The sequence below is a fragment of the Saccharopolyspora sp. SCSIO 74807 genome, assembly GCF_037023755.1.
Lineage (GTDB): Bacteria > Actinomycetota > Actinomycetes > Mycobacteriales > Pseudonocardiaceae > Saccharopolyspora_C > Saccharopolyspora_C galaxeae.
This window is the reverse complement of record NZ_CP146100.1, coordinates 4,109,898-4,127,620: the sequence shown is the minus strand read 5'-3', so window position 1 is coordinate 4,127,620 and position 17,723 is coordinate 4,109,898. Positions and strand designations below refer to the sequence as shown.

Below are 17,723 nucleotides of genomic sequence, written 5' to 3'. Positions count from 1 at the left end.
CCGGCGGCCCGCGGGAGGACGCCTCCCGGCTGACTCCTCCACAGTGGACTCTCGCGTCGAACCGGGGTCTCGCGCGTCGAGCCCGCACCGCCGTGATCGGGGACCATGTTGGCCGTGTCCAGCCGCCCGACGTTCAACAGAATCCCGCTGCACCGCGTCGCCGCGCGCGTGCGGCACGCCCTGCGACGCGTGCTGCTGGCCTCGGTGACCGCCGGGCTCGCGTGGTGGATCGCCTCGCTGCTGCTGAGCCCGCCTGCGCCGATCTTCGCCCCGATCGCTTCCATGGTCAGCCTGGTGGACGAACCCGGCGCGCGGGGCCGCCGGGCGTTCCGAGTCATCGGCGGTGTGCTGACGGGCGTGGCGGTCGGCGAAGTGCTGGTGCGCTACTTGGGGGTCGGGCCGTGGCAGCCCGCGCTGGCGGTGCTGGTGGCGACCTTGCTGGTCACCACGGCCAGCACCAATCCGCTGCCGATCATCCAGGCCGGGGTGGCCGCGCTGCTGGTGATCGCGCTGCACGCGCCGCAGACCGGGTTCAGCAGGCTGTTCAGCGCGCTCATCGGCGGGGCACTGGCGCTGCTGGTGAGCCAGGTGCTGGTCACTCCGAGCCCGCTGACGATCCTGTCGAACTCGGTGTGCGCGGCGCTCTCGCCCGCCGCGGAGGGCCTGCGCGGTGCCGCGGACGCGCTGCGGCGAGCCGATCCGGAGGCGGCTTGGCAGAACCTGGAACGGGTCCGCCGCGGCCACCACGAGCTCGCGGCGTTCGAAACCGCCCGGCAGTCCGCGCGGGCGCTGGCCCGGCAGTCCGTGCGCGGCCGGCGGCAGCGGGCCGCGGTGCTGACGCTGGACGAGCACCTGGCCGGAGTCGACCCGGTGCACACCGACTCGGTGCTGGTCGCGCGCGCCACGCACAAGCTGCTCGCCCGGCAGGACGGCGCGCCGGACTGGCTGGTCCAGGTGGTCGACGACCTGGCCGAGGCGGTGCGGACCTTCTGCGCGGCCCCGCTGGCCGACCGGAACCGGGAGAGCGCCCGCGAACTCGCAGCCCCCGCGACGCGGATCGACCCGACGGGGCTGCCGCCCGGCTCGTCGGAGCTGGCCAGCGAGATCCGGCTGGTCGCGCGAGACCTGCACGAACTGGCGAGGGGGCCGGAAGGCGGCTAGCCGGTAGCTGCCACTCGCCTGCGGGCGCCGCGCTCATCGCACGACCGGAGCAAGATTCGCGGCCGGACTCGCCGATTCGGTACCGAAGCCCGGTGCCCGGCAGGTAGAAATCCGTCTCGTGCAACGACTGATCACCGCGCGCGAGGTCCTGGCCGGACCGGTCGGGCAGCGCATCAAGGACGGCGCCGTGCTCATCGACGGCGACACGATCACCGCGGCGGGTCCGCGGGAGGAGATCGAGCGCGCGGCCGATGACGACGCACTCCGCTCGGACCACCCGCGGCACGCGATACTCCCCGGCTTGATCAACTGCCACGTGCACCTGGCGTTCAACTGCGGGCCGCACGTGGTCGACGAGCTGCGCGCCATCGACGACTCCGCGCTGCTGCTCGGCATGGCCGGGCGAGCGCAGCAGGCCCTGGCCTCCGGTGTCACGACGGTGCGCGACTTGGGCGACCGGGACGGGCTGGTGTTCCAGGTCCGCGCGGCCGTCGAACGCGGTGAGCTGCTCGGCCCGCGCATCCTCGCCGCCGGGCCGCCGCTGACACCGCCGCTCGGGCACTGCTGGTTCCTCGGTGGCGAAGTGGACGGTCCGGAAGCGATCCGGGAGCGGATCCGGCGCAACGCCGCGCTCGGTGCCGACGTCATCAAGGTCATGGCCTCCGGCGGGTCGCTCACCCCGGAGTCGGTGTCCATGCGCGAGGAGCAGTTCGGCGTCGCCGAGCTGAAGCTGATCGTGCGGGAGGCGCGCGACGCGGGACTTCCGGTCGCGGCCCACGCGCACGGGTCGGACTCGATCGCGGCGGCCACCGAGGCGGGCGTGGACACCATCGAGCACTGCACCTGGATGCGCACCGGCGGCGAGGGCCACGACCGGCGCGACGACGTGGCCCGCGCGATGGTCGAGCGCGGCGTGCGGGCCTGCGTGGCGACACCCGCGAAGTGGCGCGAATTCATGCAGGTCATCGGCCCGGCAAGTGCCCGCAACGTGGTGCAGCGGTTGCGCTGGATGGATGACCTCGGCGTGCCGCTGATCACCGGAACGGACGCCGGAGTCAGCCACCGCTCCGGTTTCGGGGATTTCGTCGAGGCGCTGGAACTCTACGAGCACGTCGGTTTCCCGCTGGAGCGCATCATCGAACTGGCCACCACGGGCAGCGCCACCGGGATCGGCCAGGGCGACCGGATCGGCCGCATCGCCCCCGGCTACGCCGCGGACCTGCTGGTGGTCGAAGGGGATCCGCTCAGCGATCTCGCCGCGTTGCGCGAAATCCGGCTGGTGCTCGCCGCGGGCCGCGTGGTGCCGCTGCCGTAGTCCGGCTCGCTCAGAACGCCAGGTATCCGCCGTCCACGGTGATCGTGTCGGCCGTGTGGAAGGAGCTGGCCGGGCTGGCCAGATACACCGCGAGCGCGCCGAAATCGCCGGGTTCGCCCCAGCGCCCCACCGGCATCCGCGGCAGCACTCGCCGCTGGAACGGCTCCGATTGCAACGCGGGATCGGCCATCGGCGTGCTCACCCAGCCCGGCAGCACGGCGTTCGCGCGGATCTTGTGCCGGGACAGCTCGATCGCGATCGACTTGATCATCGAGATCAGCGCGCCCTTGCTGGCCGCGTACCCCTGCCCGCGCGGCTGCCCCTGCACGGCGGCCAGGCTGGCGGTGCCGACGAGGCTGCCGCCTTCGCCCTGCTCGACCAGCTGCGCGGCCGCGGCCCGCAGGGTCAGGAACGCGCCGTCGACGTTGACGCGGGTGACGCGGTGGAACTCGCTCAGGTCCGTTTCCAGGAACCGCATCCCGGCCCCACCGACGCCGGCGTTCGCGAAGCACGAGTCCAACCGTCCGAAGTGGTCGGTCAGTTGCCGCATCGCATCGGCGACCTGCGCCTCGTCCGAGACGTCGCAGCGCAGCGGAAGCACGTCGGTGCCGTGCGCGCGCAGCTGCTCAGCCGCGGTTTCGTTGCGTTCGGCGTTGGTGCCCCACACGCACACGCCCGCGCCCGCCGCGGCCAGCGCATCGGCCATCGCCAGGCCGATCCCGGAGTTGCCGCCGGTCACCAGCGCGACGTGTCCGCTGAGGTCGAACGGCGAGTCAGGCATCGGCGGCCTCCGGGTCGGCGAATTCCGGTGCGCGCCCGGCGAAAACGGCCTGCACCGCCTCGGTCTGGTTGGGGGTGCCGAGCAGCGCGCCCAGCGCGCGTTGCTCGGCGGCGAAACCCTCTTCGAGGCTCACCTGCCCCGCGGCGTCGAGCAGCTCCTTGGCCCGCCGCACGGCGTGCGGGTTCTTGCCCGCGATCTCGGCGGCGAGAACGCGGGCGGCCGCCGCCGGATCGTCGGCGAGCTTGGTGGCGAGCCCGAGCGAGACCGCCTCCCGGCCGTCGACCTCCCGGCCGGTGAAGGTGAGTTCCTTCGCCACGTCCCGGCCCACGAGTTCCGGCAACACCTGCGTGCCGGTCATGTCCGGTATCAGACCCCACTTGATCTCCATGACGGACAGCCGGGCGTCCGCGGCGACCACCCGGAGGTCCGCGCCGAGGGCGACCTGCAACCCGCCGCCGAATGCCACGCCGTGCACCGCGGCGATCACCGGTACCGGCAGCTCCCGCCACACGTGCACGGCCTGCTGCCCGAGTGCTTTCGCGGGCCCGATCGGTTCCGCCGCGGGATGGTCCGGCGCACCGCCGCCGCTCATCGCCTTGAACGACTCGAAATCCAGCCCGGCGCAGAATCCGCGCCCGTCGCCGTGCAGGACCACGGCCCGCACCCGCGGGTCCGCGCGCAACCGCAGGCCGGTCTCGACCAGGGCGCTGAACATCGCCGGGTCCAGGGCGTTGAGCTTGGCCGGTCGGTTCAGCAGCACGTCGGCGACGCCGTCGGTGACGGTGCACCGGACCCGCTGCCCGGCGGGATCGGTCAAGGTGCCTCCTCGCACGTGCGGCGCGCAGGCCGGGTAGCGCCACCGTAGGACCGGCACAGGGAGCAGTCAAGACTGACCGCGAATCGCTTTCCGTCCACAATGGCCGGTCGTCGCACCGGCTCTTGTCGGCGCCCATCGGCGGTCGTATGGTCGCTGATTCGTCCACCAACGGCGTCGATACCGGCCTCCGACACATCGGAAGCCGCCATCTCGTTGACCGCAGGACCGCCGAGGCGAGGAGAACGATGGACTTCACCCTGCCGGACGAGCTGGTGCGACTGCTCGGCGAGCTCGACGCCTTCATCGACACCGAGATCCGGCCGCTGCAGCAGCAGCACGACAACGAGCGATTCTTCGACCACCGCAGGGAATTCGCCCGCACCGACGTCGAAGCGGGTGGCACGCCGAACCCCGAGTGGGAAGCGCTGCTGGCCGAAATGTTCCGGCGCGCCGACGCGGCAGGCTGGCTGCGCTACGGCCTGCCGGAGTCGGTCGGCGGCAGCGGCGGCGGGAACCTGGCGATGGCGGTGATCCGCGAACACCTCGCGGCACGCGGACTCGGGCTGCACAACGACCTGCAGAACGAGTCCTCGGTGGTCGGCAACTTCCCGTTCGTGCACATGATGCTGGACTTCGGCACCGAGCAGCAGCGCGCCGAGTTCATCGAAGGCATGATCACGCACCGCAAGCGGGTGGCGTTCGGGCTCACCGAACCCGATCACGGCAGCGACGCGACCTGGCTGGAGACCACCGCGGTCCCGGACGGCGACGACTGGATCATCAACGGTGCCAAGCGGTTCAACTCCGGGTTGCACTCGGCCACGCACGACGTGATCTTCGCGCGGACCTCCGGAGAAGGCGGCGACGCGCGCGGCATCACCGCGTTCATCGTGCCCACCGACGCACCGGGGTTCTCGGTGGACTTCCACTGGTGGACGCTGAACATGCCCACCGATCACGCCGAAGTGAGCCTGCGCGACGTGCGGGTGCCGGGCTCGGCGGTGTTCGGCGAGGTCGGTGGCGGGCTCGCGCTCGCGCAGCACTTCGTGCACGAGAACCGCATCCGGCAGGCCGCTTCCGGGGTCGGTGCGGCGCAGTTCTGCATCGACCGCAGCGTGCAGTACGCCCGCGAGCGCGTCACCTTCGGCAAGCCGCTCGCGCAGCGACAAGCCGTGCAGTGGCCGCTGGTGGAGCTGCACACCGAGGCGGCGCTGGTGCGCAACTTGGTCCAACGCACTGCGTGGGAGCTGGACCGCACCGACTCGTTCGAGATCAGCGATCGGGTCTCGATGTGCAACTACCGCGCCAACCGGTTGGTCTGCGACGCCGCGGACCGCGCGATGCAGGTGCACGGCGGTCTCGGCTACACGCGGCACGAGCCGTTCGAGCACATCTACCGGCACCATCGCCGCTACCGGATCACCGAAGGCGCCGAAGAGGTGCAGATGCGCAAGGTCGCGGGCTACCTGTTCGGGTTCGCCGGGCCGAACCGCCATTAGACGCTGCTGCGGTGGTTCGGTCGTCGCGGACGTTCGCACCGCTGATGAAGACACGGGAGGTTTCGGGTGCCGCTGGAACTGCGCGATCGGCTCGCCGAGCGGTTGTCCGAGGTGTCGGCGGAACCGGTCGAGGTGTCCGAGCCGGAACGCCTCAGCGGCGGCGCGAGCCGCGAGACCTGGTCGTTCCGCGCGCGGTTCCGGGACGGCGAACGGCGGCTCGTGCTGCGCAGAGACCCGCCCGGCGCCGGGGACGAGCACTCCATGGCGCTGGAGGCGACGGCGATCGCAGCGGCCGAACGCGCCGGTGTTCCCGTTCCGCGGTTGGTGGACCACAGCGCCGATGTGTCCATACTGGACGCTCCCTACCTGATCAGCGAGCACGTCGAGGGCGAAACGATCCCGCGGCGCCTGCTGCGCGAACCCGAGTACGAGCAGGCGCGCGCCACGATGGCCCGCGAACTGGGCCGGGTGGCCGCGCACATCCACCGGATCCCGCCGGATTCGGTGCGGGGGCTGGGACGCGGCGACGAACTCGGCACCGGGCTCGACGAATACGCCGCTTCCGGCGATCCGCTGCCCGCGCTGGAGATCGGCCTGCACTGGCTGCACCGCAACCGGCCCGAACCGGCCGGGGACGTGCTGGTGCACGGCGATTTCCGCAACGGCAACCTGATCGTCGGCCCGGACGGGCTGCGCGCGGTGCTGGACTGGGAGCTCGTGCACCGCGGCGACCCGCTGGAGGACCTGGGCTGGTTGTGCGTGAAGGCGTGGCGGTTCGCCTCCGCGCTGCCGGTCGGCGGATTCGGGACCCGCGAAGACCTCTTCGCCGGGTACGCCGAAGTCGCGGGCTGGTACCCGGATCCGGATGCGGTGCGCTGGTGGGAGGTGCACGGCACGCTGCGGTGGGCGATCGGCTGCCGATCGATGGCGCAGCGGCACCTTTCCGGCGCGAACCGCTCGGTGGAGCTGGCCGCGATCGGCCGGCGTGTCTGCGAGCAGGAGCACGATCTGTTGCTGGCGCTGGGAATCCCGCCCGGCGAGGTATCACCCGGCGACGTCCCCGAGGAACCGCCGGAGCCCGGTCTGCACGGCCGTCCGACCGCCGCCGAACTCACCGAGGCGGTCGGCGAGTTCCTGCGCGACGAGCTCACCGGCGTCGCGGGCCGCGCCGGATTCCACACCAGGGTCGCGGCGAACGTGCTGGGAACCGTCGAGCGCGAACTGCGGCTCGGCCCCGGACAACAGCGGCGCGACGCCGAACGGCTCGCCGCGCTCGGATACCGCGACCAGTCCGCGCTGGCCACCGCGCTGCGCGCCGGGTCAGCCGATCCCGACGATCCGAAGGTGCGCAGCGCGGTCCGCGCGGCCGTGACAGACAAGCTGCTGGTCGCCAACCCTGGCTATCTGTCGCACCCGTCCTGATCGCCTGATATCCAACAGGCCGGAACACGAGAGGAGACCCGACATGCCGGCATTCCGGACCGTGGCGGAAGGACTGCGCTTCCCCGAGGGCCCTGTGGCGTTGGAGGACGGATCCGTGCTGGTCGTGGAGATCCAGCGCGGCACGCTGAGCAAAGTGGACCCGTCCGGCGCGGTGTCGGTGCTCGCCGATTGCGGCGGCGGGCCTAACGGCGCCGCGATCGGGCCGGACGGCGCGATCTACGTGTGCAACAACGGCGGGTTCAAATGGCACGAGATGGGCGGCATCACCGCGCCCGGTGCGCAGCCCGACGACTACATCGGCGGGCGACTGCAGCGGGTCACCTTCGACGGCGCGGTCAGCAACGTCTACACCACTACCGGCAGCGACCCGCTGATCGGGCCGAACGACATCGTCTTCGACGCGCACGGCGGCTGCTACTTCACCGACCTCGGCAAGATGCGCGGCCGCGAAATGGCGCTGGGCGGGCTGTTCTACGCCCGGCCGGACGGGTCGCGCATCGACGAGCTCGTGCACCCGATGATCCAGGCGAACGGGGTCGGATTGTCCCCGGACGGCAGCCGCCTCTACGTCGCCGAGACCACTCCCGGGCGGGTGTGGACCTGGGAGGTCACCGCGCCGGGCGTGCTCAGCTCGGACGGACCCGGGCCGGGCGGCGCGACGCTGCTGCACGGATTCGACGGCTACCAGCCGCTGGACTCGCTCGCCGTGGACTCGGAGGGCAACGTCTGCGTCGCCACCATCAACACCGGTGGGATCAGCGTGATCAGCCCGGACGGCGCGCTCAAGGACGTGGTGCGCCCACCGGAGCACGACCCGTTCGTCACGAACATCTGCTTCGGCGGCCCGGACCTGCGCACCGCCTACATCACCTCGTCCGGCCGGGGACTGCTGTACGCGACCGAATGGCACTGCCCGGGGTTGCCGATGCATTTCACCGCGTGAGGCGGTCCGACTCCGGCGTGACCGCTGCGATCACGCCGGAGTTCGCTGAACGGTCGTAGCCCGATCCGGGCGGTACGGCCTAACGTCGAAGGAAAGGCGACCTGAGCGAGGTGTCGGCAGTGAGCGAACGCGCGGTCCGCATCGGCGACTTCTCCGGCTATCTGGGCGACCGGTTCACCGCCCTCGACGAGGCGTTGGCCGGTGATCCGGTGGACGTGCTGGTCGGCGACTACCTCGCGGAGATCACGCTGGCCGCGCTGTCGTTGCGCTACCAGCGCGATCCGAGCGGCGGCTACGTCGAATACTTCGTCGACCAGATCCGCCCGCACTTGGCCGCGCTGGCCGGACGCGGCGTCAAGGTCGTCACGAACGCGGGCGGTTTCCACCCGGCGGCGCTGGCGAGCAAGCTGCGCGAACTGGCCGCCTCGGACGGTGTCTCGCTGCGCGTCGCGCACATCGACGGGGACAACGTGCTGGAGCAGCTGCCCGCGTACCAGCGCAGCGGCCATCGGCTGGAGAGCCTGGACAGCGGCGCGGCACTCGCCGAATGGGACGCTTCTCCGCTGGCCGCGAACGCCTACCTGGGCGGCTGGGGCATCGCCGCGGCGCTGCAGGCGGGCGCGGACATCGTGGTGTGCGGCCGGGTCACCGACGCCTCGCTGACCACGGGCCCGGCCGCCTGGTGGCACGGCTGGGGCCGCGAGGCCTGGGACGAGTTGGCCGGTGCGGTGCTGGCCGGGCACATCATCGAGTGCGGCCCGCACGCCACGGGCGGCAACTTCTCCGGTTTCACCCGCGTGCCCGACATGTTGGTACCCGGCTTCCCGGTGGCCGAGGTCGCCGCGGACGGCACCGCCGTCATCACCAAGCACGCCCGCGACGGCGGGACGGTCAGCACCGACACCGTCACCGCGCAACTCGTCTACGAGATCCAGGGACCGCGCTACCTGAACCCGGACGTGACCGTGCACCTGGACGAGGTGCGGCTGCACCCGGACGGCGCCGACCGCGTGCGGGTTTCCGGAGCCACCGGGTCGCCGCCTCCGCCGACCACCAAGGTCGCGGTGTTCGGCAAGATCGGCTACCAGGTGGTGAACACGGTCTACGTGACGGGCCTGGACATCGACGAGAAGGTCGACCTGCTGCGCGCGCAGATCTCCCGGAACCTGCCGCAGGGCATCACCGAACTGGACATCACGCGCATCGGCAGCCCGGCGGCCGACCCGGAGACGCAGTGGGACGCGACCGCGGGCGTGCGGGTGATGGTCACCGCGCGGGACCGCGAACCGCTCGAGCGCTTCGACGCCGCCGGACGGCTCGGCTCGCTGTACCTGCAGAGCATTCCCGGGTTCTTCCACGACGGCGGCAGCGGCATGACTTCGGCGCCGCGCCCGCGCATCGACTACTGGCCCGCGCTGCTGCCGATGTCCGAAGTGCCGCACCGGGCCGTGCTCGACGACGACTCCACAGTGGACGTATCGGTTCCCGTCACGGAGCCCGTGCGGCCGCAGCCGGAGCATCCCGAACCGACCGGATCGCCCGAGATCATCGATGCGCGGCGAGCCCCGCTGGGTGTGCTGGCGCACGCGCGCAGCGGCGACAAGGGCGGCAACAGCAACGTCGGCATCTGGGTTCCCGACGAACGCGCCTGGCCGTGGCTGCGCGACACGCTGTCCACCGCGGAACTGCGCAGGCTGGTACCCGAACTGAAAGACCTCGAAGTGGTGCGCCACGAGTTCCCGGGGCTGCGCGCGGTGCACTTCGTGCTGCGCGGCCTGCTCGGCACCGGCGGCTCGTCGAACCTGCGCGTGGACCAGGTCGGCAAGGCCGTCGGCGAATACCTGCGCGCCAAGCACGTGCCCATCCCGCGAGACCTGCTGCCCGCAGAAGGAGACGACCATGTCGCTGACTGACCGGCTCGCCAAGGCGGTGTCCGAGCCGTCCGCGACCGACGCTTTCGACCCGCACGCCGAACTCGGCGAAGTCCTGTCCGGACTGGGTATGAGCACCGCCGACACCGGCGGCGAATTCACCTTCCACGGCGCGGACCCGGTGGTACCGAGCCCGCTGCGGCTCGGCGGCGGTTGCGCGATCGCGCTGGCGGCGAAGTCCGCGGCGATCGCCAAGCTGTGGCGGCTGCGCGGCGGGAACGGGCAGGACATCGAGGTCGACCTGCGCTCGGCACCGCACCGGCTGTGCCCGTTCTACGACCGCAAGTGGGAGCTGCTGAACGGCCATCCGGGAGCCACCCCGGCGAATCCGAGCAACGCGCTCGGCTTCGCCTTCTACCCGACCGCGGACGGCCGGTGGGTGATGCCGCTGAACCCCTACCCGAAGATCAAGATCGCGGCGCAGAAGCTGCTGGGCGTGCCGGACGACGCGGACGCCGTGGCGCGCGCGATCTCCCGGTGGAACGGCTTGGAACTGGAGAACGCGGCCGTCGAGGCGGGCACCGTGCTGCCGATGCTGCGCACCACCGAGGAGCTGCTGGCCGAGCCGCACTACCGGGAGGTGCTGGCCGACCTGCCGCTGGTGGAGGTCACCAAGATCGGCGAGAGCGAGCCGGAACCGCTCACCGGTGGCGACGACCCGCTCAGCGGCATCCGCGCGCTCGGCATGGGCCACGTCATCGCGGGGGCCGGCGTGGGGCGCGCGCTCGCGCTGCACGGCGCGGACGTGCTGAACCTGTGGCGTCCCAACGAACTCGAGCACGACACGACCTACATCACCGCCAACGTCGGGGCCCGCTCGGCCGTCATCGATCCGTACGGCGAGGACGGTTCGCGGTGGATCCGCTCGCTGCTGGCCGACGCCGACGTCTTTTACGCCAACCGCCGCCCCGGCTACCTCTCCGACATCGGCCTGTCCGCGGAGGAAGCCGCCGGCGCGCGCCCGGGCATCATCCACGCCACGACCACGCTCAACGGCGAGAGCGGTCCATGGGCGGGGCGCGTCGGTTTCGACCAGACCGCGGGCAGCCTCACCGGCATGATGCACCTGGAAGGCGACGGTTCCACGCCTGCGCTGCCGCCGATCCTCGTGGTCAACGACTACATCGTGTCCTGGCTGATGACCGCCGGAGTCGTCGAGGCGCTGTCCCGGCGAGCCACCGAAGGCGGCAGCTACCGCGTGCACGTCTCCCTGACCCGCGCCGCGCTCTGGATCTTGAGCATGGGCGTGTTCGACAAGGATTACGCCACGGCCACCGCGAATTCGGACGCCCAGCACGCCTACCTCGACCCGGAGACGTTCACCGCCGAGACCCCGCTGGGCCACTACCAGGGCGTCACCGACCAGGTCCGGATGAGCGAGACCCCGGGCCGCTACCGCACGGTCCTGGTCCCGCGCGGCTCCTCCCGCCCGGAGTGGCTGCCGCGCTGAGCGGGCACGGAGCTTTTGTCCGGCTCCACCGACGCCTCCGCGTTCGCCGCGAGCCCCAACGATTTCCGCCGCTCGTCAAGACGCGCCTGCGCTTTCGCGACGTAGTCCGGGCAACTCGGATCGAGCCACTCGCGCGCTTCCGGCATCCCGAGCGTGGTGCTGATCCCGCACAACGTCGCGCACTCCAAGCCGGGATACGGCACGCACACCGGAGGTAGCGCGTGCCGTGCCCCGCCGAAGGGACGCCAGTAGACGATCGGGAAGCACATACCGGCATGACTCATCACTGCTCCATCGCAGTCCGGGGATCGGGAGGAGGCGGCGGCCCCGGCCGTCGGGGGAGGTGTCTGAACCGGAACCGCCGCCATAGATCAACGTAGAGATTCACCGTTGAATTCACCAGAGCGATACACCCAAAGTGTGACGGCCGGGCGGCATGATTGACTGCTTCGAGAAAGGAGAGCGATGCCACCCACCTCACCTGCCGTCGCAAGCTGGACACTGGGTCTGCGTCTCCGCAGGAAACGGGAAAATCTCGGGATAACCAGCTCGCAGGCGAGCAAGCGCGCCCCCATCGCGCCGACCTACCTGTCCGATGTGGAACGCGGCAAGAAGAACCTCTCCCAGGAACGACTTGAGGCGCTGATCAAGCTCTACGAGCTTCCCGACGACGAGTCGGAACAACTGCGCCTACTGCGACAGGAAGCCAACCAGCGCGGCTGGTGGGCACGGTACTCGGCCATGTTCAGCGACGACCTCCTGCGCTACTTCGGTTATGAGCACGGCGCGGAGACCGTCCGCTCCTACGACGGCGGCCTGGTCCACGGATTGCTCCAAACCGAGGAGTACGCACGCGCGATCACACAAGCGGGCAGCCCGAACGTGCGGCTGGCAGAGGTGGACCGCCGGGTTGAGGTTCGGATGCTGCGCCAGCAGCGCTTGACCGGCTCGGACCCACTGCATCTCGTCGCAGTGATGAGCGAAGCGGCGCTACGGCAACAGGTCGGCGGAGCGGGTGTTCTCGCCGCGCAGCTCGAGCACTTGCTTGATTTGGCCGAACGCTTGCCGGAGAACCTCGACATCCGTGTCGTGCCGTACACGGCGACGGGACATCACGCGATGGGCGGGTCGACGTTTCATCTCGTCAACTTCCCGAGCGGTGATGTACCCGCCCTCGCCTGGCAAGAGACGGTCACCTCCGCCGAACTCATCGTCGACCCGATCCGGACTCGCGAGTACGACATCGCTCACGGCGAAGCCACGAGGTCGGCTCTGAACCGGAGCACCTCGCTAGAGCTCATCGCGGAGCTTCGTAGCGCGATAGGGTGACGACATGGAGCATGATCCCGTCCTGACCGGTGCTGGTTGGCGCAAGTCCAGCCGCAGCACTACCAACGCCTCGTGCGTCGAGGTAGCGGTGACCGCTGACCGGGTCGGCGTACGGGACACCAAAGACCGCCCCGGCGGCGTGCTCTCGTTCTCCCCGCAACGCTGGCGCGACTTCCTCAGCACACTCACGACCGACGTGGAGTGAACGGACTGCTCGTCCGAATAGATTGGACGATCGGTCCGTTCACTCGTGGCGAACCCGCGGGTCAGCGGTAGCAGTAGGAGTCGGAAGAGGCGTCGCCGCCCTGCAAGCGCACCTGGTGCACCCGCAGGCCGCGGAAATCCTCGCCGTGCGGGAAGAACGACTCGTCCACCGTGAGTCCACCGGCCGGGTCGGCGTCCAGCTTGGCCATCCAAGCACCGACGCCGTCCGGATAGAACTGGTCGTCCCAAGCACCGTAGAGCGAGTTCGTCAGGTAAACGCGCCGCCCGTCGCGGCTGATCTCGACCATCTGCGGACCGCCGGAGAGCGGCGAAGCAGGTGCGGCGGGGTGCGGACGGCGGCGCACGATTCCGCCCAGGTGCACCGAACCGGTCTCCCGCGGCAGCGCGGGGTCGGTGACGTCGAACTGCTTGAGTTCCCCGGTCCCCCAGCAGGAGACGTAGAGGAACCGGTCGTCCACGGACAGGTCGATGTCGGTGATCATCGGCGGCACCGCGCCGAACGGTTTCAGCGCGGGCGGCAGCAGATCCGCTTCGGCCGGTTCGGCCGGCACCGTGATGACCTTGTCCGCGGTCCACTGCCCGCCTTCGCGGTACCACCGCCACACCGAGGCGGACAGGTCCTCGGTGCTGATCACGACTCCGGCGAAGCCCCACTCCGCCTCGGGATCGTGCGAGGGCCGCAGCTCCAGCACCATCTGGTGCTGCTCGCCGAGATCGACCCGCTGCTCGTGCTCGCCGGTGCGCAGGTTCCAGAAGTGCAGTGCGTGACCGTACTGGTGCCCGAGCAACTGCTCCGGCACGAGCCCGTCCTCGATCATCGAGGGCGTGCCCCACTCGCTGCTGACTAGGGTGTTCCGGTTGAGGTGCCACCAGGCGTCATATGCGAAGTGCTGCGGTCCCCGATCGGTCTCCCACTTGCGCAGCACGTCGAACGTGTCGTGATCGAGCAGCGCGATGCCGCCCGGACCGTCCGAGCCGTTGGAACCGCCGAGACAGGTCATGAACACCCCGTCCGGACCGCAGTGCAGCGTGTGCGGACGGGAATAACCGGCTTTCGCGGCCAGTTCGGCGGCGGAGACCGTCTTGGTCAAGACGGGACTGCGCGGATCACCGGCGGTGTCCAGCACGTGCAGCTGCGAAGACCGCAAGCCCGGCACGATCAGGTACCGCCTGGACAACCCGTCCATGTCGTGGCCCTCGTGCTTGAGGGCGCTGCTGCACGCGTTCCAGCCGAAGTGGTGCAGCTCGTCGCCCTTGCCCGGCATGTCGGTCCAACCGACGACGCGGCCGTACCCGGCGGAGTCCGGGTTCACGTCGACGACCGTCATCGCGTCGGGCCGCTGCCCGGAACGGTCGAACGCCGCGACGTAGGCGAGCTGTTCGCTCGGGGCCGCGATGGCTTCGGCGGGACTGCGGTAGAACGTCGGATCGGTCATGCCCGGCCTCCCTGATGTTGGGTTCCGTTCCGGGCATACACCCGCTGCCCGGCGGACGCGAACCGGTTCGGCCGATCATCGGCCGCGCACGTCCGCCGAGCAGCGCAGTGCTCAGGTCGTCAGCGGGACTCAGGTCGTAGCGGGCTGTTCCTCGCTCCGAGCCGGTGCGAGCGACCCACGACGCTCCATCGCGGCGGTGCCTGCGGCGCCCGCCAAACCGACCAGCAGCAACGCCAGCCACGGCACCCACCGTCCCGCCGGTGCGGCGAACTCGTCGAGCAGCGCTCCGGCCATCCAGCTCACGCCGGCCGCGGCCAAGCTGGAGACCAGGTAGTAGAAGCCGTAGTAGGTACCGGTCAGCCGCTCGCTGCCCAACTGCGGCAGCAGTTCCATCGCGAACGGGTTCGTCATCGCCTGACCGACCGTGAACAACACGGTGGCCACCACGACCGGCACGAACGCCACCACCGGCCCGGCGTGCTCCGGCAGCATCGGCGCAGCCAGCGAAACCGGCACGAAAGAGCCGCCCATGCAGCACAAGCCGATGACGATCGAGCGGCCCGAACTCCACCGCCCGCGGCACCACTCGGTGATCCGCACCTGCCCGAACACGCCGATCAGCGTGGAGATCCCGAACACCACCGCGACCGACTGCGAGAACCCGGAAACGCGCTGCGCCTCCAGCGGCAAGGTCAGGTACAGCTGGTTGTAGAGCGCGAAGTACGCCGACAGCGACAGCGTGAACGCCACGAACCGGCGGTTGAGCACGACCTCGCGCCAGCTGCCGAGCACGCTCTGCTGCTGCTTCTCGACCTCCCGGTGCGGCAGCACGAACAGCTGCGCCGCGGTCAGCACCGCGAACGCCACGCACGCCACGAGCGCGATCAGCCGGAAGTCCACCGTCAGCAACAACGCGCCCAGCAGCGGCCCGACCAGCGTGCCCGCGTGCTGGAACACGTTGAACACGGCGAAGACCTCGGCGCGGCGCTCCCCCGACTCGTGCATCAGGTAGGTGCGCACCGCCGGGTTGAACAGCGCACCGGCCAGCCCGGTCAGGATCGCCGCCGCGAACAACCCGGGCAGCGAGGTGAACACCGCGAACAGGCCGAACGAGACGATCCGCAGCGCACAACCCGCGATGATCATCGGACGGCAGCCCAGCCGGTCCGCCGCCGTGCCGCCGAGCAGGAACATGCCCTGCTGGCTGAGGTTGCGGACGCCGAGCACCAGCCCGACCACCGCGGCGCCGTAACCGAGCCGGTCGCTCATGTACGAGGCCAGGAACGGCATCAGCATGTAGAAGCCGACGTTGATGCCGAACTGGTTGATCACCAGCAGCTTCGCCGCCGGGGACAACCTGGCGAACGCGGCCCTGTTCATGACCGCTCCTGCCCGCAGACCGGGCACTCCGACCGTGCCGCTCGCCGGGTACACGGATCCACCACTCGGTGCGACCTCCTCCATCCAACCGGACCGTCCACATCGGACGAGTCCACGTCCTGCGGTGCCACCGCCGAGCCGGTCAACCCGTGCTCGGCGCGGAAATCATCGTCGTAAATCGTGTGCCAGTAGCGGTGCGGACCATCCGGGAACACCGCCGCGACCCGGTCGGAATCCAGCTCCCGCGCACACCAGGACGCCACCAGCGCGACCGCGCCGGTGCTCCAGCCACCGGTCACGAACGCGTCCGCGGCCAGCGTGCGGCAGCCGTGCACCGCCTCCGCGGCGCCCACCCAATGCACCTCGTCGAACACGCCGTAGTCGACGTTGTCCGGGTGGATGCTGCTGCCCAGCCCGCGCATCAGCCGTTTCGCGGCGGGGTCGCCGAAGACCGTGGAACCGGCCGCATCCACCCCGACGACCCGTGCGTCCGGTCGGTGCGTGCGCAGCACCTGCGCGATTCCGGCGCTGTGCCCGCCGGTGCCGACGCTGCACACCACCGCGTCCACGTCACCGAGCTGATCCAGCAGCTCATGGCCGAGCTCGTGGTAGCCGGTGACGTTGTCCGGGTTGTTGTACTGGTCCGGCCAGTACGGATCCGGCAACGTGCGCATCAGCTCCCGCACCCGGTCCAGCCGGGCGCGCTGCCAGCCGCCGCGCGGATGTGGCTCGCGCACCAGCTCCAACCGGACGCCGTGGGCGCGCAGCAACGCGCGAGTCATGTCGTCGAGTTCGTCGTCCGCCACGATCACGACCGGGTGCCCCATGGCCGAGCCGACGCAAGCCAGCCCGATGCCGAGCGTGCCGCTCGTGGACTCGACCACGGTGCCGCCAGGCGCCAGCTCGCCGCGACTGCGTGCGCCCGCAAGCATCGAGCGCGCCGCCCTGGCCTTCATGCCGCCGGGCGCCGTTCCCTCCAGCTTCGCCCAAAAACCCGGGTGTGCGAACGAAATCGGTGTGCGCACCCGAAGCATCGGCGTGTTGCCGATGAGATCGATCGCGGACTCGCACCTCGGGGCCACCGGAGCTCCCGTCACGGTCACGTCCGCCCCACCTCGTAGCTGTAGAGCGTGCTGGAATCACCGGTGAGCCAGAAGAACGGATACGGCTCCGCCGACAACGCCTGCACCGGAGCGCCGAGCAGTTCGCGCAGCACGGCCGCTCCGGTCTGCGCGAACATCGTCAGCGGCAGGTTCCGGCGCAGGCAGCGATCGGCTATGTCGTCGAAAGTCCCATTGCCCAGCACCATTCCGGATGCGACCACGGCATCGGCGTCCGCCACCGCCCGCGCGTAGTCGTCCACGACCGGTTCGCCCCATTCGGTCCGGCCGCCTTTGAGATCGCAGGGCACGTAGTCGATACCGCGTTCCCGCAACGCCGAGAGCAACGAATTCACCACGCCGATGACCGCGACCCGGCCACCGTCCGGAACCCGGGTCAGCGCGGCGACGGCGCGAGCGCGCGCCATCGACTTCTCCAGCGAACTCCCAGCGGGAACCACGACTTGACGCGCACGCGGATCCGTCGCGTGCGGCGCGGCGAATGCCAAGTAAGCGTCCAGCGCGGCCACGCGGACGGCAGGTTCCGGGTGCGCCAGCAATTCGCGGACGCTGCGCCCCACGGCGTCCTGGACGACCTTCTCATCGACCGCTCCCGGCTCGACGGCGCAAGATCCCACCGCGGCGCCCACCCGGACGCTGACCACGGTGTTGACGTAGCCCGTGCTGCGGCCGGTGTGCTTGGCCGCCTGCACGGTCAGGAACCCGACGGCGGCGTGCGCCTCGGACGGGTCCGTTCCGGCGGCGACGGCGAACTCGCCGTCGAGGGCGCGCTGGACCACTGCGTCCAGGAATGAGGTGTTCGGCGTGACGGCAGCAGGCACGTGTCTCCCCGGGCTGCAAAAGGAAATGGCCGGATCAGCTCAGGACGAGCTGAATTCGCGAGACCGCACGC

Annotated in this window: 16 protein-coding genes; 9 read left to right on the top strand and 7 right to left on the bottom strand. The window is 70.5% G+C overall.

Going from position 1 to position 17,723, the window contains the following annotated elements; translation table 11 throughout:
* The first annotated feature begins 114 nt into the window (after positions 1-114).
* On the top strand, positions 115-1,161 hold the full coding sequence (locus tag V1457_RS18940; RefSeq protein ID WP_200069523.1) for an aromatic acid exporter family protein: 1,047 nt from the start codon (positions 115-117) through the stop codon (positions 1,159-1,161).
* 118 nt (positions 1,162-1,279) lie between these two features.
* A complete protein-coding gene (locus tag V1457_RS18935; RefSeq protein ID WP_338595878.1) occupies positions 1,280-2,476 on the top strand; it encodes an amidohydrolase family protein in 1,197 nt (398 codons plus the stop codon).
* Positions 2,477-2,486: 10 nt separating this feature from the next.
* On the opposite strand, the gene V1457_RS18930 is transcribed toward V1457_RS18935, so the two are convergent.
* A complete protein-coding gene (locus V1457_RS18930) occupies positions 2,487-3,257 on the bottom strand; it encodes an SDR family NAD(P)-dependent oxidoreductase (RefSeq protein ID WP_200069524.1) in 771 nt (256 codons plus the stop codon).
* The gene (locus V1457_RS18925; RefSeq protein WP_338595876.1) at positions 3,250-4,074 is read right to left on the bottom strand and encodes a crotonase/enoyl-CoA hydratase family protein; all 825 of its coding nucleotides are present in this window, start codon (positions 4,072-4,074) and stop codon (positions 3,250-3,252) included. Before V1457_RS18925 ends, V1457_RS18930 begins: the two co-directional genes overlap by 8 nt.
* 245 nt (positions 4,075-4,319) lie before the next feature.
* On the opposite strand from V1457_RS18925, the gene V1457_RS18920 reads away from it, so the two are divergent.
* The 5 genes from V1457_RS18920 to V1457_RS18900 all read left to right on the top strand — a co-directional run bounded on the left by V1457_RS18920 (position 4,320) and on the right by V1457_RS18900 (position 11,340).
* On the top strand, positions 4,320-5,573 hold the full coding sequence (locus tag V1457_RS18920; RefSeq protein WP_200069526.1) for an acyl-CoA dehydrogenase family protein: 1,254 nt from the start codon (positions 4,320-4,322) through the stop codon (positions 5,571-5,573).
* A gap of 66 nt (positions 5,574-5,639) precedes the next feature.
* Positions 5,640-6,995 carry a phosphotransferase family protein gene (locus tag V1457_RS18915; protein ID WP_338595874.1) on the top strand — a complete coding sequence of 452 codons (1,356 nt, stop codon included), beginning with the start codon at positions 5,640-5,642 and terminating at the stop codon, positions 6,993-6,995.
* A 43-nt stretch (positions 6,996-7,038) separates the two neighbouring features.
* Positions 7,039-7,959 carry an SMP-30/gluconolactonase/LRE family protein gene (locus V1457_RS18910; protein WP_200069528.1) on the top strand — a complete coding sequence of 307 codons (921 nt, stop codon included), beginning with the start codon at positions 7,039-7,041 and terminating at the stop codon, positions 7,957-7,959.
* Between the two features lie 119 nt (positions 7,960-8,078).
* A complete protein-coding gene (locus V1457_RS18905; RefSeq protein WP_338595873.1) occupies positions 8,079-9,872 on the top strand; it encodes an acyclic terpene utilization AtuA family protein in 1,794 nt (597 codons plus the stop codon).
* Positions 9,859-11,340, top strand: a complete 1,482-nt coding sequence (locus tag V1457_RS18900; RefSeq protein ID WP_338595871.1) for a CoA transferase — start codon at positions 9,859-9,861, stop codon at positions 11,338-11,340. The genes V1457_RS18905 and V1457_RS18900 overlap by 14 nt, the downstream gene beginning before the upstream one ends.
* On the opposite strand, the gene V1457_RS18895 is transcribed toward V1457_RS18900, so the two are convergent.
* Positions 11,283-11,624 (bottom strand): hypothetical protein, encoded by a 342-nt coding sequence (locus V1457_RS18895; protein WP_338595870.1) that lies wholly within the window; start codon positions 11,622-11,624, stop codon positions 11,283-11,285. The two genes, V1457_RS18900 and V1457_RS18895, sit on opposite strands and share 58 nt — an antisense overlap.
* A gap of 181 nt (positions 11,625-11,805) precedes the next feature.
* On the opposite strand from V1457_RS18895, the gene V1457_RS18890 reads away from it, so the two are divergent.
* Both V1457_RS18890 and V1457_RS18885 read left to right on the top strand, forming a co-directional pair.
* The gene (locus V1457_RS18890; protein ID WP_338595868.1) at positions 11,806-12,669 is read left to right on the top strand and encodes a helix-turn-helix transcriptional regulator; all 864 of its coding nucleotides are present in this window, start codon (positions 11,806-11,808) and stop codon (positions 12,667-12,669) included.
* A 4-nt stretch (positions 12,670-12,673) separates the two neighbouring features.
* On the top strand, positions 12,674-12,874 hold the full coding sequence (locus V1457_RS18885) for a DUF397 domain-containing protein (RefSeq protein ID WP_338595867.1): 201 nt from the start codon (positions 12,674-12,676) through the stop codon (positions 12,872-12,874).
* A gap of 61 nt (positions 12,875-12,935) precedes the next feature.
* Here the strand turns inward: V1457_RS18885 and V1457_RS18880 are convergent, their stop codons facing one another.
* The 4 genes from V1457_RS18880 to V1457_RS18865 all read right to left on the bottom strand — a co-directional run bounded on the left by V1457_RS18880 (position 12,936) and on the right by V1457_RS18865 (position 17,652).
* Complete coding sequence (locus tag V1457_RS18880) at positions 12,936-14,330, bottom strand: selenium-binding protein SBP56-related protein (RefSeq protein ID WP_338595866.1); 1,395 nt, start codon at positions 14,328-14,330, stop codon at positions 12,936-12,938.
* A gap of 129 nt (positions 14,331-14,459) precedes the next feature.
* Positions 14,460-15,710, bottom strand: coding sequence for an MFS transporter (locus V1457_RS18875; RefSeq protein ID WP_338595864.1), 1,251 nt, complete (start codon positions 15,708-15,710; stop codon positions 14,460-14,462).
* The gene (locus tag V1457_RS18870) at positions 15,707-16,813 is read right to left on the bottom strand and encodes a PLP-dependent cysteine synthase family protein (RefSeq protein WP_307849966.1); all 1,107 of its coding nucleotides are present in this window, start codon (positions 16,811-16,813) and stop codon (positions 15,707-15,709) included. The genes V1457_RS18875 and V1457_RS18870 overlap by 4 nt, the downstream gene beginning before the upstream one ends.
* Positions 16,810-17,652 carry a hypothetical protein gene (locus V1457_RS18865; RefSeq protein WP_295140350.1) on the bottom strand — a complete coding sequence of 281 codons (843 nt, stop codon included), beginning with the start codon at positions 17,650-17,652 and terminating at the stop codon, positions 16,810-16,812. The genes V1457_RS18870 and V1457_RS18865 overlap by 4 nt, the downstream gene beginning before the upstream one ends.
* Positions 17,653-17,723: the final 71 nt, after the last annotated feature.

Bases quoted from the DNA above. Each gene is read 5' to 3' on its own strand.
- V1457_RS18930 (WP_200069524.1), bottom strand. From the start codon at position 3,257: ATGCCTGACTCGCCGTTCGACCTCAGCGGACACGTCGCGCTGGTGACC.
- V1457_RS18920 (WP_200069526.1), top strand. From the start codon at position 4,320: ATGGACTTCACCCTGCCGGACGAGCTGGTGCGACTGCTCGGCGAGCTC.
- V1457_RS18910 (WP_200069528.1), top strand. From the start codon at position 7,039: ATGCCGGCATTCCGGACCGTGGCGGAAGGACTGCGCTTCCCCGAGGGC.
- V1457_RS18900 (WP_338595871.1), top strand. From the start codon at position 9,859: ATGTCGCTGACTGACCGGCTCGCCAAGGCGGTGTCCGAGCCGTCCGCG.
- V1457_RS18895 (WP_338595870.1), bottom strand. From the start codon at position 11,624: ATGAGTCATGCCGGTATGTGCTTCCCGATCGTCTACTGGCGTCCCTTC.
- V1457_RS18890 (WP_338595868.1), top strand. From the start codon at position 11,806: ATGCCACCCACCTCACCTGCCGTCGCAAGCTGGACACTGGGTCTGCGT.
- V1457_RS18885 (WP_338595867.1), top strand. From the start codon at position 12,674: ATGGAGCATGATCCCGTCCTGACCGGTGCTGGTTGGCGCAAGTCCAGC.
- V1457_RS18880 (WP_338595866.1), bottom strand. From the start codon at position 14,330: ATGACCGATCCGACGTTCTACCGCAGTCCCGCCGAAGCCATCGCGGCC.
- V1457_RS18875 (WP_338595864.1), bottom strand. From the start codon at position 15,710: ATGAACAGGGCCGCGTTCGCCAGGTTGTCCCCGGCGGCGAAGCTGCTG.